General features: G+C 34.3%; 24 protein-coding genes. 16 read left to right on the top strand and 8 right to left on the bottom strand.

Translation table 11 applies throughout. The annotated features are described in order from the left end of the window. Positions 1 to 2: 2 nt before the first annotated feature. The 5 genes from LNP04_RS12990 to LNP04_RS12970 all read right to left on the bottom strand — a co-directional run bounded on the left by LNP04_RS12990 (position 3) and on the right by LNP04_RS12970 (position 4,620). A complete protein-coding gene (locus LNP04_RS12990) occupies positions 3 to 290 on the bottom strand; it encodes a hypothetical protein (RefSeq protein WP_229983385.1) in 288 nt (95 codons plus the stop codon). 101 nt (positions 291 to 391) lie between these two features. After that, entirely contained in the window at positions 392 to 985 is a 594-nt protein-coding gene (locus LNP04_RS12985; protein WP_229983384.1) for a DUF6705 family protein, read from the bottom strand. A 10-nt stretch (positions 986 to 995) separates the two neighbouring features. Beyond that, on the bottom strand, positions 996 to 2,408 hold the full coding sequence (locus LNP04_RS12980; RefSeq protein WP_229983383.1) for a hypothetical protein: 1,413 nt from the start codon (positions 2,406 to 2,408) through the stop codon (positions 996 to 998). Positions 2,409 to 2,469: 61 nt separating this feature from the next. Next, positions 2,470 to 3,051, bottom strand: coding sequence for a DUF6705 family protein (locus tag LNP04_RS12975; RefSeq protein WP_229983382.1), 582 nt, complete (start codon positions 3,049 to 3,051; stop codon positions 2,470 to 2,472). Between the two features lie 15 nt (positions 3,052 to 3,066). Continuing rightward, on the bottom strand, positions 3,067 to 4,620 hold the full coding sequence (locus LNP04_RS12970; protein WP_229983381.1) for a hypothetical protein: 1,554 nt from the start codon (positions 4,618 to 4,620) through the stop codon (positions 3,067 to 3,069). A gap of 152 nt (positions 4,621 to 4,772) precedes the next feature. Here LNP04_RS12970 and LNP04_RS12965 point away from each other — a divergent pair, with 152 nt between their 5' ends. Continuing rightward, the gene (locus LNP04_RS12965) at positions 4,773 to 5,138 is read left to right on the top strand and encodes a helix-turn-helix domain-containing protein (protein ID WP_229983380.1); all 366 of its coding nucleotides are present in this window, start codon (positions 4,773 to 4,775) and stop codon (positions 5,136 to 5,138) included. A 396-nt stretch (positions 5,139 to 5,534) separates the two neighbouring features. Here LNP04_RS12965 and infB read toward each other — a convergent pair whose 3' ends face one another. From infB to rimP, 3 genes are all read right to left on the bottom strand, one after another. Continuing rightward, complete coding sequence (gene infB / locus LNP04_RS12960) at positions 5,535 to 8,522, bottom strand: translation initiation factor IF-2 (protein WP_229983379.1); 2,988 nt, start codon at positions 8,520 to 8,522, stop codon at positions 5,535 to 5,537. Between the two features lie 81 nt (positions 8,523 to 8,603). Continuing rightward, positions 8,604 to 9,839: a transcription termination factor NusA gene (gene nusA / locus LNP04_RS12955; protein WP_229983378.1), complete on the bottom strand. Its 1,236-nt coding sequence runs from the start codon at positions 9,837 to 9,839 to the stop codon at positions 8,604 to 8,606. A 19-nt stretch (positions 9,840 to 9,858) separates the two neighbouring features. Beyond that, complete coding sequence (rimP, locus tag LNP04_RS12950; protein ID WP_229983377.1) at positions 9,859 to 10,326, bottom strand: ribosome assembly cofactor RimP; 468 nt, start codon at positions 10,324 to 10,326, stop codon at positions 9,859 to 9,861. A gap of 290 nt (positions 10,327 to 10,616) precedes the next feature. On the opposite strand from rimP, the gene LNP04_RS12945 reads away from it, so the two are divergent. The 15 genes from LNP04_RS12945 to LNP04_RS12875 all read left to right on the top strand — a co-directional run bounded on the left by LNP04_RS12945 (position 10,617) and on the right by LNP04_RS12875 (position 25,802). After that, positions 10,617 to 11,945: a UDP-glucose/GDP-mannose dehydrogenase family protein gene (locus LNP04_RS12945; protein ID WP_229983376.1), complete on the top strand. Its 1,329-nt coding sequence runs from the start codon at positions 10,617 to 10,619 to the stop codon at positions 11,943 to 11,945. A gap of 165 nt (positions 11,946 to 12,110) precedes the next feature. Further along, positions 12,111 to 13,202, top strand: a complete 1,092-nt coding sequence (gene rfbB / locus LNP04_RS12940; RefSeq protein ID WP_229983375.1) for a dTDP-glucose 4,6-dehydratase — start codon at positions 12,111 to 12,113, stop codon at positions 13,200 to 13,202. Positions 13,203 to 13,260: 58 nt separating this feature from the next. Further along, positions 13,261 to 14,295, top strand: coding sequence for a T9SS type A sorting domain-containing protein (locus tag LNP04_RS12935; RefSeq protein ID WP_229983374.1), 1,035 nt, complete (start codon positions 13,261 to 13,263; stop codon positions 14,293 to 14,295). A gap of 97 nt (positions 14,296 to 14,392) precedes the next feature. Then, entirely contained in the window at positions 14,393 to 15,253 is an 861-nt protein-coding gene (rfbA, locus tag LNP04_RS12930; RefSeq protein ID WP_229983373.1) for a glucose-1-phosphate thymidylyltransferase RfbA, read from the top strand. A 94-nt stretch (positions 15,254 to 15,347) separates the two neighbouring features. Beyond that, positions 15,348 to 16,196 (top strand): ABC transporter permease, encoded by an 849-nt coding sequence (locus tag LNP04_RS12925; protein ID WP_229983372.1) that lies wholly within the window; start codon positions 15,348 to 15,350, stop codon positions 16,194 to 16,196. A 97-nt stretch (positions 16,197 to 16,293) separates the two neighbouring features. Beyond that, positions 16,294 to 17,541 (top strand): ABC transporter ATP-binding protein, encoded by a 1,248-nt coding sequence (locus LNP04_RS12920; RefSeq protein WP_229983371.1) that lies wholly within the window; start codon positions 16,294 to 16,296, stop codon positions 17,539 to 17,541. Then, complete coding sequence (locus tag LNP04_RS12915) at positions 17,532 to 18,428, top strand: methyltransferase domain-containing protein (RefSeq protein ID WP_229983370.1); 897 nt, start codon at positions 17,532 to 17,534, stop codon at positions 18,426 to 18,428. Before LNP04_RS12920 ends, LNP04_RS12915 begins: the two co-directional genes overlap by 10 nt. Before the next feature lie 32 nt (positions 18,429 to 18,460). Next, the gene (locus LNP04_RS12910) at positions 18,461 to 19,309 is read left to right on the top strand and encodes a bifunctional 2-polyprenyl-6-hydroxyphenol methylase/3-demethylubiquinol 3-O-methyltransferase UbiG (protein ID WP_229983369.1); all 849 of its coding nucleotides are present in this window, start codon (positions 18,461 to 18,463) and stop codon (positions 19,307 to 19,309) included. Next, positions 19,306 to 20,202: an NAD(P)-dependent oxidoreductase gene (locus LNP04_RS12905; RefSeq protein WP_229983368.1), complete on the top strand. Its 897-nt coding sequence runs from the start codon at positions 19,306 to 19,308 to the stop codon at positions 20,200 to 20,202. The genes LNP04_RS12910 and LNP04_RS12905 overlap by 4 nt, the downstream gene beginning before the upstream one ends. Further along, the gene (locus LNP04_RS12900) at positions 20,181 to 21,320 is read left to right on the top strand and encodes a glycosyltransferase (protein WP_229983367.1); all 1,140 of its coding nucleotides are present in this window, start codon (positions 20,181 to 20,183) and stop codon (positions 21,318 to 21,320) included. The genes LNP04_RS12905 and LNP04_RS12900 overlap by 22 nt, the downstream gene beginning before the upstream one ends. A 199-nt stretch (positions 21,321 to 21,519) precedes the next feature. Further along, positions 21,520 to 22,305: a glycosyltransferase family 2 protein gene (locus LNP04_RS12895; protein ID WP_229983366.1), complete on the top strand. Its 786-nt coding sequence runs from the start codon at positions 21,520 to 21,522 to the stop codon at positions 22,303 to 22,305. 5 nt (positions 22,306 to 22,310) lie between these two features. Then, positions 22,311 to 22,904 carry a DapH/DapD/GlmU-related protein gene (locus LNP04_RS12890; RefSeq protein WP_229983365.1) on the top strand — a complete coding sequence of 198 codons (594 nt, stop codon included), beginning with the start codon at positions 22,311 to 22,313 and terminating at the stop codon, positions 22,902 to 22,904. Then, positions 22,901 to 24,064, top strand: coding sequence for a glycosyltransferase (locus tag LNP04_RS12885; RefSeq protein ID WP_229983364.1), 1,164 nt, complete (start codon positions 22,901 to 22,903; stop codon positions 24,062 to 24,064). Before LNP04_RS12890 ends, LNP04_RS12885 begins: the two co-directional genes overlap by 4 nt. Continuing rightward, positions 24,064 to 24,888, top strand: a complete 825-nt coding sequence (locus LNP04_RS12880; protein WP_229983363.1) for a glycosyltransferase — start codon at positions 24,064 to 24,066, stop codon at positions 24,886 to 24,888. The genes LNP04_RS12885 and LNP04_RS12880 overlap by 1 nt, the downstream gene beginning before the upstream one ends. Further along, positions 24,888 to 25,802, top strand: coding sequence for a glycosyltransferase family A protein (locus tag LNP04_RS12875; RefSeq protein ID WP_229983362.1), 915 nt, complete (start codon positions 24,888 to 24,890; stop codon positions 25,800 to 25,802). The genes LNP04_RS12880 and LNP04_RS12875 overlap by 1 nt, the downstream gene beginning before the upstream one ends. Positions 25,803 to 25,808 lie beyond the last annotated feature (6 nt).

Raw genomic sequence — 25,808 nt, 5'->3', positions numbered from 1 at the left:
TTTTAATTTGGACAATTATTTTTAATAGTATCGGTTTTATCAGTATTTAATTTTATTTCAATCGTTGTACCATCGTCATTCATTCTATACAATGTTATTCCTTTTAAATTCATCTTCTCATCCATATATTTTAGTACAGCTAATTCCAATTTAGCAGCATCTTTTAAAAAGGGTTTCATTATCGCTTTAAAGGGTTCTTTATGTGCTTTAACTTGTTCGGGTGTAAAAGTTTTAATTTGGTTTTTATTTCCTGTAAAACGAATCTGGTAATTTCCTAATCCAGATACCATTACTCCGTATACATGTTTAATTGCTATCCCTCTTCTGCTATTTACCACATTGAGATTAAAACGGAAAAAGCTGTTTCACAATTAGAGAAACAGCCTTTTTATTATTGTTTTGTTAAATGAATGAGTTGTTTATAAGGTATTGTAGGTTGAAAATTAGCAGGACAAACTCCTTCAACGACAATATCATTATCCGGAAGCATTAGTATGGTCATTTGATTAGGAGTTGTAGGTTTTATTCTTAAATAAACATCTCCATATTCTGCGCATCCTACACTATTTCCAACGAAATACATTTTATAAGCTTTTAAATCGGATTGGAAATTCTTCCCAAAAAAATTTGTATTATTATCATCTGGCTCAGTGAAAGTATTGTATACTACATTTCCATTAGAATCTGTAATTCTAAGTCTTCCAACTAATCTGTCTCTTCTTACTTTTCCATCTGGACTACCATCATTAATTTTTTTTATTAAATTATATTCATACTTTTTTCCATTAAGGTTTCCTCTCCAAGTTCCAACATATTTATTTAAAGAATTATTAATGTCTTTAAGATATGTAGTATTTGGTGGTAACATTCTTCCATCCAGCTGCTCAGGATAAACTGCTGCTTCTTCAAGGCTCATTGTATTTTGAGCACTACAAGAAATCGTTGTGAACATTAAAAAGCTTAGTACTAAAATTATATTTTTCATAAAAGAGGTTTTATTGTGGACAATTGGTTTCAATGGTATCAGTTTTATCAGCAGTCAATTTTATTTCTGCGGTGGTTCCATCGGAATTCATTCGATATAAAGAGATTCCTTTCAGGTTAATTTTTTCGTCTATGAATTTTAAAAATTTAAACTCTAAACTTTGACTTTCATTATCCAACATAAATTTAATAAATGGATTTTTAAAAGCTTCTTTTTGAGCGTCAGTAAAAGTTTTTACCTGATTTTCATTTCCTGTAAAACGAATCTGGTAATTTCCCGATCCTGATACCATAACTGCATATACATCACTCAGCGGTTGCACTTTTGTTTGAGCATTTTTTACCAAATCCATGAAATATACAATGTCAGCAGGAGAAAACATTTTAATACCTTTCTTCCCTATTCCATATCCTTCTGCATCAAGATACTCAAAATCATTTACATGCGTGTGCATAAATCCTTTAATATAAGTATTTGTTTCTACATGGGGCAAACCGAGCGTGTTTGCATCATCTGTAGCACCTGCATTATCTTTATATACATAATCTCCTCCAAATTTTTGAATGTATCCTGTTTCTTTTTTTAATGTAATCTTTGTTTTAAGAGTATCTATTCGTTTAGAGAATTCTTCATCTTCCCGTTGTTCCTTTATTTTTCTGCAAGGATTTTTTGGTCTTGTATCGTTCGGCTGTGTAACACCACCCACATGACAGCCGTTTTCATCGATGATACCTACTTCACCGGGATTATTGGCGACTGTAGTGCATTCATCCGGACCATTTCCTGCGGGACCGCCTCCGCCACCGCCACCAACTCCGGGATCTGTCGGCATAAATGTTTCGTCTACTTGTTCCACACAGCTGTAGGTGCTTACAAGGTACGGATAAGGTGGAAAACCAGAATTACCCGCATTGTCTACGAAATCACCAACAAACTGACAGGAACCGTAATTAGATTCACCATGTATTCCTTCTGAACAACGAGCCCACTGTACACTATTGCTCCAGCCGCATACCATTGTCGATTTTGCAAGCTGACCACCGGAATTAAACGTCCCCTTTGCCAGTTCGGTAATCGTAGTTTTTCCTTTAGGATTTACCGGCGCTCCGTTTCTTACTTTTTCTCTTTCCTGAGCAGTGAGATTGTAGGTTACCAAGAATTCTTTATAGCTTCCGTCTGCAGTCGGCATAAGCAAAAGATTTTCCAGAGGTGCAGTTTCAGGAGCGTTCTCTCTTTTGATTTTAAAAGTATAGGTATGAAAATTCGGACCGTTTTCGATATAGATCACTTGATCGGTATCTATAGAAACTCCGTTGCCGTAATCGATCAAACTTCCGTTTACATTGATCTTGGTATTCTTAAGGTCACCTTCTGCCTTTCCGATTTCAGGAAGAAGTATGCTCTTGTGCTTACTTTCATCCAATGAATTCTCTTTGAGTAAGCTGAATTTTAAAATCCTTCAAAAAATTGAAGGACTTATTTTCTTATTGCTTTGTTAAATGAATGAGTTGTTTATATGGTATTGTAGGCTGAAAATTTGTAGGACATTTTCCTTCAACAACAATATCATTATCCGGAAGCATAAGGATAGTCATTTGCGCAGGTGTCGAAGGCTGTATTCTTAAATAAACATCTCCATATTCTGCACACCCTACACTGTTGCCCACAAAATACATTTTATAAGCTTTCAAGTCAGATTGAAATCCCAATCCTGAAAAGTTTGTTTTGTCATCATTAAGTTCACTGAAATTATTATAATATATATTCAAATTAGAATCTGTAATCCTAAGTCTACCAACAAGAATATCGCTTTTTTTTTCAGAAAGTGTCAAATCTTGATATAGTCCTTTTTTAAGATTAATTTCATAATATTTTCCATTAAAATTTCCTTTCCATGTTCCAATATATTTATCCAATAAATTGTTAAGATCTTTTTCATAAGTCCAGTTATCTGGACAAAGAATCGTTGGGTTTTCTTCTCGACATTTCGCCATTGTTTCTAATGACACTATCTGTGCTTTGCACGAAAGAGTAAAAAAGGTTATTATTAATAATAAGTACTTCATAATTTAGATTTTATTTTAGCTTGGGCAGTTGTTTCTTTCTAATCCATTTTTTGTTTCATTTAGCTTTATTTCGGAATTAGTTCCATCATTATTCATCCGATATAAAGTTATATTTTTTAAATTCATTTTTTCATCCATATACTTGAGCATTCCAAATTCTAAATCTGTTGCATTTTTTATTCCATTTCGTGTCATAAAATCTTCAAAAGGTTTTCGATGAGCTTCTTTTTGGGCGTCGGTAAAAGTTTTTATTTGATACTCATTTCCTGCAAAACGAATCTGATAATTCCCTACACTGGAAACCATTACTGCATATACATCATTAAGCGGTTGACCTTTTGTTTGAGCATTTTTTACCAAGTCCATAAAATATGCTATATCTGCAGGAGAAAACATCTTAATACCTTTCTTACCTATTCCATATCCTTCTGCATCAAGAAATTCATAATCATTCACATGTGTATGTATAAATCCTTTGATATAAGTATTTGTTTCCACATGTGGCAAACTCAAAGTATTTGCATTTTCTGTAGCACCTGCATTATCTTTATATACATAATCTCCTCCAAATTTTTGAATGTATCCTGTTTCTTTTTTTAATGTAATCTTTGTTTTAAGAGTATCTATTCGTTTAGAGAATTCTTCATCTTGCCGTTGTTCCTTTATTTTTGTGCAAGGATTTTTTGGTCTTGTATCATTCGGCTGTGTAGCACCACCAACATGACAACCGTTTTCATCGATGATACCTACTTCACCAGGATTATTGGCGACTGTGGTGCATTCATTAGAACCATCGCCACCAGGTCCTCCACCACCGCCTGAACTGCCTCCTCCGCTGTTTCCAGGATCTATATATTCAGGCTGCTCGGTAATGCAGCCACCAGTAACAATAGTGTAAACGCTCGGTTTTACATCTGCTTTGCAGTTGGGCCAGTCGTCGATATTCGAGGCATTGTGGTAAGACTGCCCTTTTACAATATGGCTGCAGCCCTGCCAAACAGTTTCCTCATGCCAGTTACAGCTCATCTTCGCCAGCTGACCTCCCGAATTGAATGTGCCTTTTGCCAGTTCGGTAATCGTGGTTTTCCCTTTGGTGTTGACAGGTTCTCCGTTTCTTACTTTTTCTCTTTCCTGAGCAGTAAGATTGTAAGTAACCAGAAATTCCTGATACGTGCCATCCGGAAGCGGAGAAAGCAAAAGATTTTCTAATGGAGCATCTTCAGGAGCATTCTGCCTTTTAATATTAAAAGTATAGGTGTGGTAATTGGCACCGTTCTCTATGTAGATTACATCATCGGTATCGATTGAAACGCCGTTCCCATAATCTACCACTTTACCATTTACATTATTTTTAGATAAAGATTTAAATGCAGATTCAGCTTTTTCAATCTCAGGAAGAAGCAAATCTTTATGTTTGGCTTCATTGAGCGAAATACGTTTCGAGGTAAGCTGGAATTTTGAGCTGTTGTTGTACGTTTCTTTTTCCGGGAATTGGTCGGTCCTGCAGGAATATGCAGTAAGGGCGACCACAAGAATCAGGCAGAGCCTGAGCAATAATTTTTTCTTCATTGTCATTTTGTTTTTAAGTTGTTAAATATAAAAATAATTCTCAACAAATATCATAAAAGGATGAATAAACTTTCTACAACTTTGGTTGTAAAATGTCTGAACCTTAGTTGTTTTTTTATTTTTTTATTTACTTTAGCATAAAATTATACAGTATGACTTTGGGAACCAAACTCAATAAGCTAAGAACAGGGCGCAACCTTACGCAGGTGCAGATCGCAGAAAAACTGCACATCTCGCAAAACGCTTACAATAAGTGGGAAAGCGACAAGGCAAAACCTGCCATGGAAAACCTGATGAAGATTGCAGATTTTTATGAAACGGACGTGTATGATTTATTGGATGAAAAATCAATTGTTCAAACTAATAATGATAAGTCTATTGGGTATATTGAAGGTGAGGTAACAATTAACAATACTTTCTCAGAAGAATTGATAGAAAGCATTATCAAAAATCAGCAGGATATTACCCATCTTGTACAAGCACAGAATAAGCTGATAGAAGGCCTTTTGAAGAAATAAGTACAAAGTGCTTTCTGCACTTACCCTATTCTCTAAAAAAATCATGCGCATGAACTTCAAAACTCATGCGCATGAATTGATCAACTCGTACGCATGAGTTCTCACAAGATACACTGAAGCTTGCGACGTTTAAAAAGAAGGGATAAATTCTGTCACTTTTATATTGAGTGAGATTAATGCCTATCGTCACAGTTAATTATAATTTGTTGCCAATAGAACATAAAGTTTGTCATTCCGTAGGAATCTCAACAAAGTTTATAAAGTATAATTTAGATTCCTACGGAATGACAAACTGATTTTTAATTTTATTGCGGAAAACAATTTCAGAAAAAATTACATAAAAACAAAAACTGCCCGCATCTTCCGATACGGGCAGTTTTAATATATAACTAAATATTATTTCAATTTCTTCTTCACAGCAACTTCTTCGTATACTTCAAGAATGTCGTACTGTTCGATGTCGTTGTAACCTTTCAGGTTTAATCCGCATTCGTAGCCTTTTGTAACTTCTCTTACATCGTCTTTGAAACGTTTTAAACTTTCAAGCTCACCGTCGAATTTCACAATACCGTCTCTTAGTAATCTTACTTTTGACTGTCTTGTTACTTTTCCGGTAAGAACCATACAACCTGCAATGGTTCCGACTTTTGAAATCTTGAAGACTTCACGTATTTCTACATTACCAATTACCTGCTCCTGAATCTCCGGAGAAAGCATTCCCTCCATCGCTTCTTTTACCTCATCGATTGCTTTATAAATAATAGAATAGGTTCTGATCTCGATTTCTTCACGATCTGCCAATTCTTTTGCGTTGGCACCGGCTCTTACGTTGAATCCGATGATAATTGCATCTGAAGCTGCAGCTAAGTTGATATCAGACTCAGTGATCTGTCCTACACCTGAGTGAAGAATGTTGACACTGATCTCCTCTGTTGATAATCTTTGTAACTGATCAGAAAGCGCTTCTACTGAACCATCTACGTCACCTTTCAGGATAATATTCAATTCTTTGAATTCTCCTAAAGCAATACGTCTACCTAGTTCTTCAAGTGTCGTATGTTTCTTGGTTCTGATAGAAAGTTCTCTTTGTAACTGCTCTCTCTTATTAGCTATTGATTTACCTTCGCTTTCGTCTGCGTAAACTCTGAATTTATCACCAGCCGTTGGCGCTCCGTCAAGACCTAAGATCGTTGCCGGAATAGATGGACCTGCTTCTTCAAGGTTTTTCCCTCTTTCGTCAAGCAAAGCTTTTACTTTACCGTGGTTTTTACCAGCTACTACATAATCTCCAACTCTTAAAGTTCCGGTTTGTACCAACATCGTTGCTACATACCCTCTACCTTTATCTAATGACGCTTCAATGACAACTCCTTGTGCAGCACGATTAGGATTAGCTTTTAATTCAAGCATTTCTGCCTGAAGCAATACTTTCTCTAAAAGGACATCCATATTGTTACCCATTTTAGCAGAAATTTCCTGTGCCTGTACATTTCCACCCCACTCTTCCACAAGAATATTCATTCCTGAAAGTTGCTGACGGATATTATCAGGATTTGCATTCGGCTTATCTACCTTGTTGATTGCAATAATCATCGGTACACCTGCAGCCTGTGCGTGAGAAATAGCTTCTTTCGTCTGAGGCATTACATCATCATCGGCAGCGATTACGATAATTGCAATGTCTGTAACCTGTGCACCTCTCGCTCTCATTGCGGTAAAGGCTTCGTGACCCGGTGTATCCAAGAATGTAATTCTCTGACCATTTTCCAGTTTCACATTGTATGCACCGATGTGCTGAGTAATTCCTCCAGATTCACCAGCGATAACGTTGGTTTTTCTGATGTAATCCAATAATGAAGTTTTACCGTGGTCAACGTGTCCCATTACCGTTACAATCGGAGCTCTTGAAACAAGGCTTTCTTCTGTATCGATATCTTCTTCAGAATCTGCTTCTTCAAGATCAGCATCTGAGAATTCAATTTTAAATCCGAATTCGTCAGCTACTAATAATAAGGTATCAGCTTCCAATCTTTGGTTCATGGTAACCATTACTCCAAGAGAGAAACAAGCAGAAATTACTTCAGTTGCACTTACATCCATCAAACTTGCCAATTCTCCGACCGTGATGAATTCTGTAACTTTTAATGAAGTATCTCTTGCATCTGCTTCCTGCTGACGCTCATCCTGTTCTCTACGGTAAGATCTCTTATCTTTTCTGTGTTTAGCAGATTTAGACTTACCTCCTTTATTAGTTAGTTTTTCAAGAGTTTCCTTGATCTGGTTTTTAACCTGCTCGTCTGTTAATTCGACAGGCATTGTTCTCTGACCAGGTCTGTTGTTGTTTCCAAAACGGTTTCCGCCACCTTGTCCTGCAGGACGGTTTTGTCCGCCTTGCCCTGGAGGTCTGTTTCCACCCGGGCCACCTGGACGGTTTTGACCGCCTTGTCCCGGAGGTCTGTTCCCTTGAGGACCACCTTGTCCCGGAGGACGGTTTCCACCTGGACCGTTTTGACCTTGAGGACGGTTTTGTCCACCCTGATTATTTCCACCTTGTTGGTTGTTTCCAGTATTCTGGTTAGGACCACCCGGTTTCTCAATTCTTTTTCTTTTCTTTTTGGCAGCATTTGGCTTAGGCGCAAACTGCGTTAAGTCAATTTTCTCACCAACAATTTTTGGCCCATCCAATTTTTGATAAACCGTTTCAATCTTCTGAGATTCCTGAGGCTCTTCTGCTGCAGGTTCTGGCTTTTTCTCCTCCACTTTCTCAATTGGTTTTTCAACCGGTTTAGGGGTTTCTTTTACAGGTTCAGCAGCTTTTGGCTGTGCTTTCACCTCTTCCACTTTAGGCTTATCTTTTTTGGCAGGTCTGTTTCTATTTCCCTCAATCTGAGACAAATCGATTTTGTCCAACACTTTAAACTCCTGCTTTTCAGGTGTTGGTTTAGTTTCAGAAACCACTTTTGGTTCTTCCTTCACTGGCTCTTTCACTTCTTCCACAACCTCTTTTTTCTCCTCAACAGGAGTTGGTGCAGGTGCCGGAGGAGGAGTTACTTCCACAGCTTCAGGTTTTTTAGGCTCTAAATCAATTTTACCTAAAATTCTGGTTTCTGGTTTATTAGCTTTAGCTCTTATTACTTCAGGGGTTTTGTATTCTTCGATTTCCAGTTTTTCTTCCGGAACTTTAGAAATAACCACCTCATGGGAAGCTTTACGCTGCTCGCCATCTTTGGCAAACTCAGCTTCCAATGCAGAATATGCCGCCTCATCTAATTGAGCGTTAGGATTGCTTTCAACTACGATATCTTTAGACTGTAAAAATTCTACCATTCTCGACATCGATATATTGAATTCCTTAACCGCTTTATTTAATCTTATTTTTGGCATCTATATTATTTACTGTTTTTTTTTAATTCTTAAAATTAAAGTATTCTTTTACTGCTATTAAAATTAATTTAAATTTAAATTTTAATCTTCAAATTCTGCTTTAAGGATATTTTTAACGTCATCGATTGTTTCCTCTTCCAAGTCAACCATCTTCAATAGACTTTCTGTATCTTTATCCAGAACCGATTTTGCAGTCGTAAGACCTACTTTCTTAAACTCATCCAAAATCCACTGCTCGATATCGTCATTGAATTCTCTCAAATCAACGTCATCATCTTCACTAGCTTCTCTGTACACGTCAATTTCGTAACCTGTCAACCATGAAGCCAGTCTGATGTTTTGACCTTGCTTACCGATAACTTTAGAAATCTCTTCAACAGGAGTATAAACCATTGCGTAGTTTGTCTCTTCGTTGATGTCAATTTTATTGATGGTAACATTACCTAAAGCTCTCTTCACCAATATTTCAGGGTTGTTTGACCACTGAATTACATCTATATTTTCGTTTCTTAATTCTCTTACCACACCGTGGATTCTTGATCCTTTTACTCCGACACACGCTCCTACAGGATCTATTCTGTCATCGTAAGCATCAACAGCGATTTTCGCTTTCTCTCCCGGTATTCTTACTGCTTTTTTAAGGATAATGGTTCCATCCTGAATTTCAGGAATTTCTAATTCCAATAATTTCTCCAAGAATTTCGGAGCTGTTCTTGAAATAATAATCTGAGGTTTAGATCCTTTAAAATCAACAGATTCTACAATAGCTCTGATATTTTCACCTTTCTTGAAAAAGTCTGATGAAATTTGATTTTCTTTTGGTAAAATAAATTCGTTTTCTTCATCATCCAACAAAATTACATGTTTGTGACGAATATGGTGAATTTCTCCTGTTACGATTTCCCCGATTTTATCTTTAAACTGCTCATAAAGCATCGCATTGTTATGCTCCTGCAATTTCGTAGCCAAGATTTGCTTCAATGTTAAAACATTTCTTCTTCCCAACTGAGCCACCGGAATTTCCATTGTAAAATCTTCACCTACCTCAAAAGTCGGGTCAATTTTCTTCGCTTCAGTGATTTCGATTTCCAAATCATCATCTTCAGACATTTCGTCTTCAACGATTGTTTTATTCAAGAAAATCTGAAAGTCACCTTTGTCAGGGTTTACAATGACATCAAAGTGATCATCAGAATCAAATCTTTTTCTCAAAAGAGTTTTCAGAGAATCTTCAATAATTGCCATCAGATCGATCTTACTGATCCCCTTTTCGTCTTTAAAATCACCAAAGGATTCAATCAACGCTATATTATCCATTTATCTTTTTTTCTTTAAATTAAAATTTAACTACTACCAACGCTTTTTTAATCTCAGAGTACAAAATTTCTTTTTCCTCTTCCACATCTACTTTACCTTTCCCAATATCTTTCGGTTTTCGGTAACGAAGAATCAGTGTGATTTTTTCGTCGTTTACTTTAGCCAGCTCTCCTTCTATTGTTGTAGAATCTGCCAGCATCACTTCGATTTCTCTTCCTAAGTTTTTATTAAACTGTCTTGGCGTTGCCAAAGGCTCGCTTAGTCCTGCTGACATTACCTGAAGGCTGAAATCATGCTCATCACGATCTGCATTAAACTCTATGGCGCGGCTTGCATCAAGACAATCTTGTAAAGTCACCCCATTATCACCGTCTAAAATCACAGTGACATCATCTGCTGCAGAAATCTTTAAATCAATAAGAAATAAATCCTCTCTAGTCTCGAGGAAAGTATTTAATAATGTTTCAATATTTTTTCTAAACTCCATATCTATATAATCATGGTCTATCTGTACGAAAAAAGGCTTTCTTGCGAAGCCTTCCCATTTTTCCCGTAAATCTTATGCAAATATAATACATTTTTATAAAATAAACAAATACTGTTCATAATCAATTAAATAAGAATTTAAAATTCAAGCAATTAAAAGATTAAAATTGATATAAAAACAGCTGTATTATTTACGAATCTATCAATCATCAGCGATAACTTATTACTAAATTAAAAAACCATGAAAGTATTTTTAGTATTTTTGTCGAGAATTTTTTAAAAACATATATTTTGAATATAACGATAGTAGGAACAGGCTATGTAGGATTGGTGACAGGAACTACCCTTGCAGAACTTGGAAATTCTGTATACTGTGTTGATATCGATGAAAAGAAAGTAACGGACATGAAAAACGGCATTGTGCCTATTTATGAGCCGAATCTTGAAGAAATGTTCCTCAGAAACATACAGGCGGAAAGACTTTTTTTTACAACTAATTTAAAAGAAGCTTTAGATAAAAGTGAAGTGATCTATCTTGCATTGCCGACGCCTCCTGGAGAAGACGGTTCTGCAGATCTCTCTTACGTTTTGAAAGTTGCCAATGACATTGGTGAAATGATGACTGAATATAAAGTTATCGTTAATAAAAGTACCGTACCTGTAGGAACCGCAGACCGAGTATCTGAGGTCATTGCTTCAAAAACCCAAATTTCTTTCGACGTAGTTTCAAATCCTGAATTTCTGCGTGAAGGCTTTGCTGTGGAAGATTCTATGAATCCTGCGAGAGTGGTTGTAGGATCTAGCTCAGACAAAGCGAAAGACATAATGGCTCAAATTTACCAGCCATTTACCAATACAGGAATTCCTATTATATTTATGGATGAGAAATCATCTGAATTGACTAAATATGCTTCCAACTCATTTTTAGCGGTTAAAATTACTTTTATGAATGAAATTGCCAACTATTGCGAAAAAGTAGGTGCTGACGTTGATAAAGTAAGACTTGGGATGGGAAGCGATGACAGAATCGGGAACAGATTTTTATTCCCCGGAATCGGATATGGCGGAAGCTGTTTTCCGAAAGACGTGAAAGCTTTGATCAGATCCGGAAAAGATGAAGATTTTAATTTCCAGATTTTAGAAGCGACAGAAAATGTCAATATTTCTCAAAAAGTAATTCTGGTTTCAGAAATTGAAAAATACTTTAACGGAAATCTTGAAGGAAAAACAATTGCAGTTTGGGGACTTGCTTTTAAAGCGAATACAGACGACATCAGAGAAGCCTCTTCTTTAGATAATATTGATTTATTACTAAAAAAAGGAGCAAAAGTTGTAGCTTACGATACCATTGCTGAGAAAAATGTACAAAAAATTCTTGGTGACAAAATACAGTATGCAAAAACCATGTATGAAGCCTTGGAAAACGCAGATGCTTTATTTATTGCTACAGAATGGCCGGAATTTAAAAATCCAAACTTTAAACTGATGGCAGAAAAAATGAATAATAAAGTTATTTTTGACGGAAGAAATATGTATCCGTTAGAAACTCCTCAACAGAACGGGTTTTACTACAAATCGATAGGGAGAAAAACTGTTCAGCAAGAGCCAAGTAATAAGTAAAAGGAACCAAGGTGAAATCTTAAGTATTCTAGAGGATTTCCTAAGATAAAGGGTAGAACTTTAGGAACTTTGAAGTGGTTCAACAAAAATAATCACAGTTGAAATCTGTGGAAACCAATAGTAAAAAAGCCAAAAGCCAAAAGCCTGAGGCCAAAAGCATAAAATATGAAAAACATTATCATCACAGGCGGAGCAGGATTTATAGGCTCGCACGTTGTAAGAGAATTTGTTAAAAATAATCCTGATTCAACAATCATCAATCTTGATGCTTTGACGTACGCCGGAAACCTTGAGAATTTAAAAGATATCGAAAACGAACCTAATTACGTTTTCGAAAAAGCAGACATTACAAAACCTGAAGAATTAAGAAAGGTTTTTGAAAAATACAACCCAGACGCTATTGTTCATTTGGCAGCAGAAAGTCATGTTGACAGAAGCATCACAGATCCCAATGCTTTCATTAACACGAATGTAAACGGAACTGCAAATCTTTTGAATCTTTGTATCGAATTCTGGACATTAAATCCAGATCACACTCACGGAAGATTTCCAAATGAGCCAAGACAAAACTTATTTTACCATGTTTCAACCGATGAAGTTTACGGAAGTTTAGGCGAAACAGGTTTTTTTCTTGAAACAACTCCTTACGACCCGCAATCTCCGTATTCTGCAAGTAAAGCAGCTTCTGACCACTTGGTAAGAGCTTACGGAAATACATATGGAATGCCATTCATTCTGTCAAATTGCTCTAACAATTACGGCCCGAATCACTTCCCTGAGAAATTGATCCCGCTTTGTATTTCTAACATCATCAATGAAAAACCATTGCCAATTTATGGTGACGGAAAATATACAAGAGATTGGTTATTTGTCATAGATCATGCAAAAGCGATTCATCAGATTTTTAATGAATCAAAAACCGGAGAAACATATAACATCGGAGGCTTCAATGAGTGGCAGAATATTGATTTAGTGAAAGAGTTAATTAAGCAGATGGATGAAAAGCTTGGTAATCCGGCAGGACATTCAGAAAAATTAATTACTTATGTAAAAGACAGACCGGGTCACGATAAGCGTTACGCAATTGATGCTACAAAACTGAATAAAGATCTTGGCTGGAAACCGTCTGTTACTTTTGAGCAAGGTTTAGGAAAAACTATTGATTGGTTTTTAGAAAATAAAGAATGGCTGGAGAATGTAACGAGCGGAGATTATCAGAAATATTATGCTTCGCAGTATACGAATGACTCGAATTAAAAATGAATTTCACTAATTGACAAGATTGAAAATTTATAAAAAATATTGAAATTACCTAATGAAAAAAAAAATATTTCTTTTACTTACATTCCTAACAATTAATTTAAACGCTCAGGTAACAGATGTGTTAACTACTGGTTTGACTGACCCTGCGGGTCTTGCAATTTCCGGAAATACATTATTTATTGCAGAATCTTTTGGGGCAGATAAAATTTCCAAAATAGATATTTCTTCTGCTTCCCCCACAAAAATTGATGTTGTTTCTGGGCTATCAGGTCCAGATGGTTTGGCTATTAACGGAAATACTTTATATATTGCAGAAACGAATGCTGATAGAATTTCAAAGATCGACATTTCTTCTGCAACACCTATTGTAGAAACTGTCATCACAAACGTACTAGAACCCACAGGCATTGTAATTGATGGTAACTATTTATACATTGCTGAATACAATGCTAATAAGATTTCTAAATTAAACCTAACAACTTTAGTAAAGACAGATTATTTAACAGGTATATCTGGACCAACAGGATTAGTAATCAGCAATAATATTCTTTATTTTTCTGATTTTGACACAAACGTTATTTCAAAAGTTGACTTAACTGCAGCCATGCCTGTAATTACTCAATTGAGTAGCGGATTTGATGAACCCGCATCTTTGAATTTAGTAGGTTCAGAATTATACATTGCTAATTATGGATCCGGAAAATTGTCTAAAATGAATATTACAAATCAAGTAGTGAGTGATGTCGCTCCTAATTTAGGTGGTGTTTATGGTTTAGTGAACAACGGAGCATTTCTTTTTCTATCACAGCGAGACACAAATAAAATATCAAAAATAAGCCTTCCAAATTTATCAACTGTAAATTTTGACATTGAAAATCAAGCTTCAGTTTATCCCAATCCTGTTTCAAATTATTTAACTCTGAAAAATGTTTTGGTAAATAGCAATATCACAATTTCAGATTTTAATGGTAGAATTATTAAACAATTTATATATCAAAAACCTACGATTGACTTACAAAGTCTAGAAAAAGGAATTTACTTTTTGACCATAAATAAAAATAAAACGATAAAATTTATAAAGAACTAAATCTACTTTTGCCAATAAAGTTTTGGCAAAATATTGGATAAAACACAAAAGAGAATTAATTTATAACCAAACGAAAATTCGTATAATTTGTAACCATATGAAAGGAATAATATTAGCCGGAGGATCTGGAACAAGACTCTACCCTCTTACAATTGCAGTAAGCAAGCAGCTAATGCCGGTTTACGACAAGCCAATGATTTATTATCCGCTATCAACTCTATTGCTTGCAGGGATTAAAGATATTTTGATCATCACCACACCACATGATCAAGCTGGCTTTATCAAGCTTTTGGGTGACGGTTCTCAAATTGGGTGTAACATCGAGTATATAGTTCAACCAAGTCCGGATGGCCTTGCTCAGGCTTTTATTCTGGGAGATCAATTCATCGGTAACGATTCTGCAGCATTGGTTTTAGGAGATAATATTTTCTATGGTTCGGAAATGGGGACTTTACTGAAAAACAAAACCAATCCTGATGGAGGTGTTGTTTTTGCCTACCACGTTGCCGATCCTGAGAGATATGGTGTTGTGGAATTTGATAAAAATCTGAAGGCCGTTTCTATTGAAGAAAAACCTATTCATCCAAAATCAAATTATGCTGTCCCGGGACTGTATTTTTACGATAATGAAGTGGTAGAAATCGCTAAAAACATTCAGCCGTCCCCAAGAGGCGAACTGGAAATCACCGACATCAACAATGTCTATTTACAGAAAGGCAAACTGGAAGTTGGAGTTCTTGACAGAGGAACTGCCTGGTTAGACACAGGAACATTCGATTCTCTGAACGACGCTTCAGAATTCGTAAGGGTCATTGAAAAAAGACAGGATTTCAAAATAGGATGTATTGAGGAAATTGCTTTCAGAAACGGGTTCATCAATGAAGAAAAACTGCTTGAAACTGCTCTAAAATATGGCAAAAGCGGATACGGTGAATATTTGAAAAAACTGGTTTTGTAAAACATAAGCAAAAGCACACTGCTATATTATAACGATTCATCGCTAACAAATGATTATCAATAATTTATTTTAAATTTGTAAAAAATTCCCACAAATGAACGAACCACAACAAAAGTGGACAGAAACTATTGAAGACAGTCATTCATTATTTGATCTAAAACTCAAAGAAGTATGGCGATACAAAGACCTTGTTTACATGTTTGTAAAAAGAGATTTTGTAGCAGGTTTCAAGCAAACCATTCTAGGACCGCTTTGGTTTTTTATCAACCCAATTCTTACAACAATTGTATTCCTTATTGTTTTCAGTAAAATAGCCAATCTTTCTACCGACGGGGCACCGCCACTGCTCTTTTATCTTGCAGGTGTCACGCTGTGGAACTATTTTTCAAGTTCGCTTACCGGAACCTCTTATACCTTTTCAGGAAATGCCGGGATCTTTGGAAAAGTGTACTTCCCGAGGCTGGTCACTCCCATTTCCATTGTAATTTCAAATCTGATGCGTTTTGGTGTCCAGATGCTTTTATTTATCATCATCTGGGCTTATTATCTGGCAAAAGGAGAAGTAAATCCTAACTGGTGGATTCTAGCAACACCTTTTCTTATTGTTCTGATGGCACTGTTTGCCCTAGGTGTAGGAATGATTTTCTCGGCATTGACCACCAAGTATAAAGATCTCAATATGCTTTTAGGATTTGGGGTAAGTTTGTATATGTACGCTACACCTGTTATTTATCCGTCGTCATCACTTACAGGGATATTCAAAACACTGTCTTATTATAACCCGCTGACCGGAGTTTTTGAATGTTTTAAATATGCCTGGATGGGCGTGGGAAGCTTTTCAGCAACGATGCTTGGGATAAGCACTGTCATTATCTTAACTCTCTTAGCCATCGGCACTGTGATCTTCAACAAGGTGGAGAAAACATTTATGGACACAGTTTAATAAGGGTAATGAGTAATAGGCAATTGCTCTGAATTATTATCATATTAAATGGTTAATCATCAGTTACCCTGAATTTTAAATTTTAAATTAAAAACACATGCTTGCATTAAAGGCAGAAAATATATCAAAACAATACAGGCTCGGGCAGGTGGGAACGGGAACAATCTCCCATGACCTCAACCGTTTCTGGCATAAGGTACGTGGCAAAGAAGATCCTTATTTACAAATAGGTGAGGCCAATGACAGAGCTACAAAAGGTGATTCTGAATACGTATGGTCACTCCGTGACATCAATTTTGAAATTGAGCAGGGTGATGCCGTAGGTATTATCGGCAGAAACGGAGCCGGAAAATCTACCCTTCTGAAGCTCCTCAGTAAAGTAACCAAACCTACTACAGGAAAAATCTATACCAATGGCCGTATCGCTTCTCTCTTGGAAGTAGGAACAGGATTTCACCCTGAAATGACAGGCCGTGAAAACGTCTTTCTTAATGGTGCTATTCTTGGCATGACCCGAAAAGAAATTAAAAGAAAATTTGATGAGATTGTTGATTTTTCAGGGGTAGAAAGGTATATAGACACTCCAGTAAAAAGATACTCTTCGGGAATGTATGTACGTTTAGCATTTGCTGTTGCCGCTCACTTAGAATCCGAAATTCTTATCGTGGATGAAGTTCTGGCAGTAGGTGATGCTGAGTTTCAGAAGAAATGTCTTGGGAAAATGGGCGATGTTACTAAAGGAGAGGGAAGAACGATTTTGTTTGTAAGTCATAATTTGGCGGCCGTAAATACTCTTTGTAATAAAGGGATGGTATTAGAGCAAGGTAAACTTATCTACAACGGAATGATAAAAGGCGCTATGGATTCTTATGTTTCATCTGGAAATAGCTCCACCAACATTTATATTTCAGATTCTCAGGATGAAAATGATATAAAAGAAATAAAAATTGTAAACGAACAGAACCAACTTTCCAGCAATTTTTATTTCAATGAAACTATTACTGTACGTATATTATTTCTAATTGATGATGAATATGTAGATGATACCGAGATCGGAATAAGAGTCACAGACCAGAAAGAAAGAGTTGTCTTTACTACTCAAAAGAAAGTTTCATTATTTGAAAAAAAAGATGATGGATTGTATGATGTAGAATGTATCATTCCTAAAAGTATATTAGTACCAAATTCTTATAAACTCCTAGTAGCTCTTCATGTTCCAAATAAAAAACTATTGTCCATTAAGGAAGATATTGTTACTTTTTCTATCGAGGAAACAGGTACAGATTTTCATTTATATAATGGTGCGGATTATGGTTGCGTATTTGTAAATTGTTCGTGGAAATAAATCAAAAAAATATGTTTAATATATTTAAAAAAAAAACAGAAGTGGTTCCTAGTCAAAAAACTACGGACGAGAAAATAGCGCAATATTTAAAATCAGGTAAAAATGCTTGGTCTGAAGGTTATGTAGAGTATAAAGAAAAATCGATCATTAGTGCTTTAGATAATATTACATTAAAAACCGAATTGATATCACTCAAACTATCTGACAATTTTGGAGAAGGTTTAGACGAAAGAATAATTGAATACCCATGGATTTTTGCGAATCTTAAGCAATTGGAAGGTAAAGAAATTCTTGATGCAGGATCAACATTTAATTTTGATTTTATTTTGAAGCAGGAAATTTTAATGAAGAATAAAATTACAATAGCAACATATGCTCCTGAATCTCCAAATTATAATCACTTAGGAATTTCTTATGTATACACTGATTTGAGAGAAACTCCATTTAAGGATATGTTTTTTGACACTGTTGTTTCTCATTCTACAATAGAACATATTGATATGGACAATTCAATTTATGGTTATGACATTACACATATTGAAGAAGAAAAAAAATCTTACGAATATTTATTAGCAATCAAAGAGTATTTACGAATACTCAAATCAGGCGGTCAGTTACTTCTCACATTTCCATTTGGAAAATTTGAAAACCATGGTTTTTTTCAACAATTTGATTCGGAGATGTTGGAAAGAATTATTGAAATTTTAAATCCATACGGTGAAATAGATTCTACTTTTTTTCAATACAAAAATAAAGGCTGGAAATTTACAACGGAAAATGATTGTGCAAATGTCGTTTCGTTCAATCCTCATACTGGAAAAGGTAAGGGAGATGATGGTGCAGCTCACTGCAGAAGTGTTTGTTGTATAAATTTTATTAAGAAATAAATATTGCAAACAATTTACCTAATCATGACACGATGAAAGATAAAATGACTTGGGAAGAAACTATACGATATATCAGAACTCAGCCGGAATTTCAATTCTTGGTGGAGAAAGCTTATTTTGAAGAAGATCTTCCAATCAATGTAGTGCGTTATAGACAAGAAGCCGAATACAAGGAGACCTTAAATAAAATTAGGAAATATGCTCCCAATGCAAAAAAAATATTAGACATCGGTAGCGGAAATGGTATCACATGTGTTTCTTTTGCATTAGAAGGATATGAAGTCACTACTGTAGAACCCGATCCTAGCGACACTGTTGGTGCAGGTGCCATAAGAAAACTTAAGCTACATTATGGTCTAGAAAACCTTACTGTGCATGAAGCATTTGCAGAAGAAATTAAATTTAATGATGAAGAATTTGATATCGTATTTGCTAGACAATGTATGCATCACGCTTATGATTTGCAAAAATTTGTAGGTGAAATGAGCAGAGTTGTAAAGAAAGGAGGAATGTTTTTCACAGTAAGAGACCATGTTATCTTTAATGAAAATGATAAGCAATGGTTTTTAGAAAATCATCCATTACAAAAATATTATGGCGGTGAAAATGCATTTACTCCAGAAGAATACAAAAATGCAATTAAGAAATCTAACTTAGAAATTATAGAAGAATTGAACTTTTTTGATTCGGAGATAAATTTTTTTCCGCAAACTCAAGAAGAGATAGATAGAAAAAAACAGCTGATAGTAAAGTCGATAAAAGGATATCGATTTTTAAAATTTTTTCCTGAAATCATCAGGGAGAGAGTCAAGAAAAAATTATCTGAATTTGAAACTCAAATTCCGGGAAGAATGTATTCTTATATCGCAATTAAAAAATGAAAATATTAATAATTGGTTCTAAAGGCTTTATAGGAAGCCATGCATATCACTATTTTTCTCGGAAACACCCAGAAACTTTTGGTGCAGATGTTTCTGTGGATTATGCAGATAATAATTATTTTAATATTGACAGTACCAATAGTGATTATAATGATATTTTCGAAAACCACCAATTTGATGTCTGCATCAATTGTAGTGGCGCAGCAAGTGTTCCAGATTCTTTAGTTCATCGTCTAAGAGATTTTACACTAAATGCACAGAATGTTTTTAAAATTTTAGATGCTATAAAAAAAAACAATCCACTGTGCAAATTTATTAATCTTTCTAGTGCTGCGGTTTATGGCAACCCAACAAACCTTCCTATTAAAGAATGTGATGCCATTTCACCAGTTTCACCTTATGGCTTTCACAAAAAAATAGCAGAAGAAATTTTAGAAGAATTTCATCAGTTATTTCAGATAAGCTGTTGCTCCCTAAGAATATTTTCTGCTTATGGTGTTGGCTTACAAAAACAACTTTTATGGGATATTTCGCAAAAGGTAAAATTTCAGAAAGATATAGAACTCTATGGAACAGGCAGAGAAACTCGAGACTTTATCAATGTAGAAGACATTTTACAATCTATTGAATTGGTAATACACAATGGAGATTTTAATGCTGATGTTTATAATATTGCGAATGGTGTACAAGTAAAAATAAAGGATATTGCAGAACTTATCCTCAAAGAATTAGACTTTAAAGGAAACCTCTCGTTTTCTGGTCATGAAAGAGAAGGCGATCCCTTGTATTGGGTCGCTGATATTACTAAGTTAAAAACTTTAGGATATACTCAACAGATAAGTATTAAAGAAGGTATTACAAAATATGTACAATGGGCAAAAGATATAATGTAGTTCTAAATTATCAGTATGATGAAAATTGGATTGGAGGAACTTACTACATACAAAATCTAATTCATGCGCTTCAAACTTTAAAAGATGAAGACAAACCCTTTTTGCATATAAAATCTACACCCCACGCTGTTGAAAATCTTCAAGAATTAACCTCTTATCCTTATTTAAAAGCATTTAACCCCTATTCAAATATTGGTAAAATAAAACGTGCCATTAATATTATTTCAAAAAAAATAGCTAAAAAAAATATCTATAGTCTTTACAAGAATTTTGATGCCGTATTTCCTGCAGGTTTTTCAGAAAGCAATAATATTAAAAGTAAAATCTTTTGGATTCCCGATTTTCAGGAAAAATATTTACCTCATTTTTTTTCTGAAGAAGAAATAAAAAACAGAGAGAATGCTTGTCAATTGATTCGACAAACAGATGAATACTTGATATTCAGCAGTGAAGATGCAAAAAAAGATTTCAACACTTTTTATCCTCAAGGAAAGCCTGAACAATTTGTTCTAAATTTTGCGACTTATCATCGTAATGTAAATCTACCATCAAAAGAATTTGTTTTAGAAAAATTTGACATAACAACAGAGTATTTTCTTTGTAGTAACCAATTTTGGGTTCATAAAAACCATCTTATAATTCTTAAAGCCATCGCTTTATTAAAAAACGAAGGATTAAACATCAATGTAATATTTACTGGTAAAGAAAATGATTACAGAAATCCTGACTACTTTTCAGATTTGAAAAGGCAGATAAGCACTCTTGAAATTGAAGAGAATGTAAAGTTTTTAGGTTTTATTGATAGGGATGAGCAAATCGTTTTACTGAAAAACTGTAAAGCAATCATTCAGCCTTCATTATTTGAAGGATGGAGTACTGTAAATGAAGATGCAAAGGCAGAAAATGTTTTTATACTTGCATCAAGTCTTAATGTAAATATTGAGCAAACTAAAAACTATCCTAACTACAGAATTTTTGACCCTTATGATGAGAATAGCCTAGCGAATGAAATTAAAAAAGATAATTTTGTAAATGTTAATATTGATTATACAAAAGACATTACAAAATTCGGTGAGAAATTTATAGAAATTTTAAAAACCGTTATTTCAAAAAAATGAATCTAACCTCCAAAATATACATTGTAGACCATTGTAAAATGGTAGAAAGTGCCATTTCTACAAAGCTCTCAAAGAAAGGTTCTGGCAATTTGGTTTCCAAATCCTCATATGAATATATCAGTATGATGATTCAAATCTTTGTGATTCACAGCAGGACAATCTCCGTTCAATACTAAAAGAAATCTAAAACTTTCATAATATGCATCCAAAAATTTCCGTTATCACGATAAGCTATAATAATAAAGAGGGTTTAGAAAAAACTTTAAAAAGCGTCATCTCTCAAGATTATAAAGATTTTGAGTACATCGTTATTGATGGTGGTTCTAATGACGGAAGTAAAGAAGTATTGGAGAAGTATTCAGGAGAACTTTCTCATTGGGTAAGTGAACCCGACAAAGGAGTTTATCATGCGATGAACAAAGGTATAAAAGCTTCAAAAGGAGAATATATCGTTTTTGTAAATAGTGGTGATACTTATACTGCCTCTCATATTCTTAATGAGACTGCAAAACATATTGATTTTACATCTGAAATCATTTATTTTGAACTCAACTATATATTTCCCGATAATGAGTGTAAGATAGTTTCATATCCTGAAAAATTAGATTTCTTATTCTTTGTTCATCAATCTTTACCACATCCTGGTACACTTATTCGTAAAAAATTATTTGACCAATTTGGATATTATAATGAAAATATGAAGATTTGTTCAGATTGGGCTTTTTTCGCTAAAACAATATGTAAGTTTGAGGTATCTTATAAATTTGTAAAAATTCCAGTTGTAAACTATTCCTATGATGGCCTGAGCTCAAATCCTCAAAGCTTACCCATAATACTATCCGAAAAGAAGACATTTCTACGCAGTGAGTTTCCGCAATATATTTCTATATTAGAAAAAATTAACTTAGCTGAAGAAAAAATTAAAAAAATTAATAATTCTCGTACTCTTAAAATATTAAGAAAATTGGGTTTAACAAAATTGTAAATACTATGTTTTCTAACTTCAAAAATCTTATTGCCGAAAAAATCATTTCGTTAGTAGAAAATTCTCATAAAAAAAATAAAAACAAACTTTGGGAAAATTTCATAAGTAATCCTAATATTAAAATTCACGAATCTTTCATTAAAAAAGAAACAAATATATTTAAGGGAAACGGAGTCTTATATGGGGACATTTCAATCGGTGAAGGATTTTCGTTACGAGACTATTGTAATATTTTGGTTTATCCAAAAGCAAAACTTACAATAGGTAAAAGAGTTTTTTTTAATAATTTCTGTTCGGTTAATTGTTTAGAAAATATAGAAATAGGTGATGATACCCTTTTTGGAGAAGGCGTGAAATTGTATGACCACAATCACTTAATCATTAAAGACACCAACATTAATGTCTCTAAAGATCAATTTTCTACTGCACCCATTATTATTGGCAAAAACTGCTGGCTAGGAAGCAATGTTGTTGTGCTAAAAGGTGTTACGATTGGTAATAATTGTATTGTTGGTGCGAACTGTATTATTCACAAATCTATTCCTGATAATACTATTGTTAAAAATAATCAGAATCTTATATTAGAGACTTTAGTATGAGAAAAAAAATACTCTTTGTACTGCATGAAGCCACAAGATCTGGCGCACCAATCCTACTTTTAGAATTACTAAAAGAAATTCAGAGTGCGCAGAAGTATGAGGTAGATTTACTTATTCTGTTAAATGGAACAATGGCAAAAGATTTCACAGATCTTGTACCAACTGCTGTAAATATAAAACATTTTCAACCTCGCCCTAATATTATAACAAGAATACTAAGACGTTTCATTGTTTTAAAAAATGACGTATTGAGTCAGGAAGATTTGTATAATGCTGCCGTCGAGAAATTATCTTCAAAAAACTATGACTGCGTTTTTGGGATGACTGTTGCTACATTAAGTATTTTAGAAAAATTTAAAGCAAAAGGTCTAAAAACAATATTGTACACTCACGAACTTCAGTTTGCATTAGAAAGTTTCTACGACGCCCATGATCTGTCTCGCAAAATATCTTCGTTAGACTCTATCTTAGCAGGTTCTCAATCTGTAAAGGATTTTCTTACTCAAAGATATAAAATCTCTGCAAGCAAAATCTCAGTTGCATATTCTTTCATATCAAAAGACAACGAGATAAAGACAAAAGCACCTGAACTAAAACAACAGTATAATATTTCAGATAATACATTTATCTTAGGAACCTTAAGCACTCAAGAATTAAGAAAAGGTAGCGAGCTAATACCTTTGTTAGCAAAAAAAATAAAGCAAAAAACTCCAAATCTTAAATTTAAGATTTTTAATATCGGTGGAAATGATCAAAATCCTTTTGTGAGATTTGCAAAAATAGATACACAAAAATTAGGTGTTGAAGAACAAGTTATTTTTGTCGAAAACACTAAAAATCCGAATGATTACATTAACATTTTCGACTGTTTTTTACTCCCTTCAAGAGAAGATCCTTTTCCATTAGTAATGCATTTAGCTGCAGAGTTTAACAAGCCAATTGTTGGTTTTAAAGACTCTGGGGGTGTAGAAGAATTTTTGAATGGCACTAACTTGCTTGCAGATTATTTAGATATTGATCAATTTGCAGATATAATAATAAAAACCCACGATGATAAAATATTTCGTGAAAAATCGTTATTAAAAATTAAAGACAATGTTCATAAATTTTCAAAGGAAAATTCTATGACAATAATCTATAAAGCAATTGACAATATATAATGCTCTCCATCATCATCTCATCATACCAGCCCCACTATTACACTGCACTTGAACAAAACATTGCAGCCACCTGTGGCGTGGAATATGAGCTGATCAAAATAGACAATCCCGGTTTGATGGGGCTCTGCCAAGCTTATAATAAAGGTGCAGAGAAAGCAAAATATGAGTATCTATTGTTTTTGCATGAAGATGTGAATCTACTTACAGTGAATTGGGGAAAATTAATTATCTCACAACTTTCTGAATCTGATGACATAGGCCTGATAGGTGTTGCCGGAGGAACTTACGTTCCTGCTGTACCATATGGCTGGTTTACTACTCTTAAAAATGCAAGAATCAATATTCTTCAACATAAAAAAGACGGAACCAAAACGTTAGAAAAAACTTTTGATGCTTCAAAAGAAAAAGTAATTCCTGTAGATGGTGTTTTTTTAGGTATGAGGAAATCAATATTCAATAAATTCAAATTTGATGAAAATCTTAAAGGATACCATGGCTACGACACAGAAATAAGCCTTCGTGTCTCAACACAATATCAAAACTATGTGACATCAGAAATTCTTTTAGAACATTATTCTAAAGGAAACCCTGACCAAAAATGGCTAGAAAGCAACATTTACATTAGAAAGAAGCTTGGCAGTAGTTTTAATGTTAAAATAAATAGAGATCTCGAATATCAGATGTACGAAAGATTCGTTCGTGATTATTTCAAATCCTATCCTAAAAATTTTTTAACGGTCATTAAAGTTTTAAAGTTTTTTCCATTTTTTAAAATAGGCCGCAGAAAATATTTACCACTTCTTAAATTTACTATTTCACAATAATGAATCGTCTCGCCATTGTCATCCCCTACTACAAAATAGATTTCTTTGAAGAAACACTACAATCTGTTGCCGCACAAAGCAACAGAGATTTTGTGCTGTATATTGGCAATGATGCAAGCCCCGACAATCCGTTACCTCTTATCGAAAAATATTTGAGTGATTTTTCTTATTTATATTTTGATTACAATGATAATTTAGGTGGGAAAAACCTTGCTTTGCAGTGGGAAAGAATCTTAGCTCATGTAAAGGAAGACTGGTTTCAAATATTAGGTGATGATGATATTATTTCTGAAAACTTTGTTGAAGAATTTTACAAGAATTTACCCGAAATACAGGCTGCTAAAATCTCTGCCATTAAGTTTTCGCACGATATTGTAGATGAAAATAAAACTATTTTACATGCCATTACAACTGATGAAACTATAATTCCTGCACCAGAATTATTTAAAAGAAAATATAAAGGTTTAATGCCAAGCAGCCTGTCTGAAAACATTTTTGCACTTTCGGCTTATAAAAAACATCATTTTCTAAAAATCCCTTTTGCATGGGGAGCGGATGATTATGCTATTCTGACTTTTTCAGGATTAAATAGAGTCTTTTATATCTCAAGTGCAAAAGTTACAGTAAGGATGTCAACATCAAGCATATCAGGTGATTTATCATTACAAAGTAAAAAAGATTTAGGTTACCATATTATGCGTGAAACAGTGCTGAATAAGTACTCACAACATTTCGACAAAAGCTTCCTGATCAGAATGCTGAATGACCACCTTAGATTCTGTGAGAAAAATCTGGTAAAACCTCATCTTAGACTGTTCGGCATCCTTCTGAAAAGAGGTTATCCGAAAAGATTTTTAGATATGACCAAAGTTGTTTGGTCAATCAACAAGAAAATAAAACATTCCAAAGGATGATTACAA

The organism is Chryseobacterium sp. C-71 (assembly GCF_020911865.1).
Taxonomy (GTDB): Bacteria; Bacteroidota; Bacteroidia; order Flavobacteriales; family Weeksellaceae; genus Chryseobacterium.
This window is presented reverse-complemented; position numbering and strand designations above follow the sequence as displayed.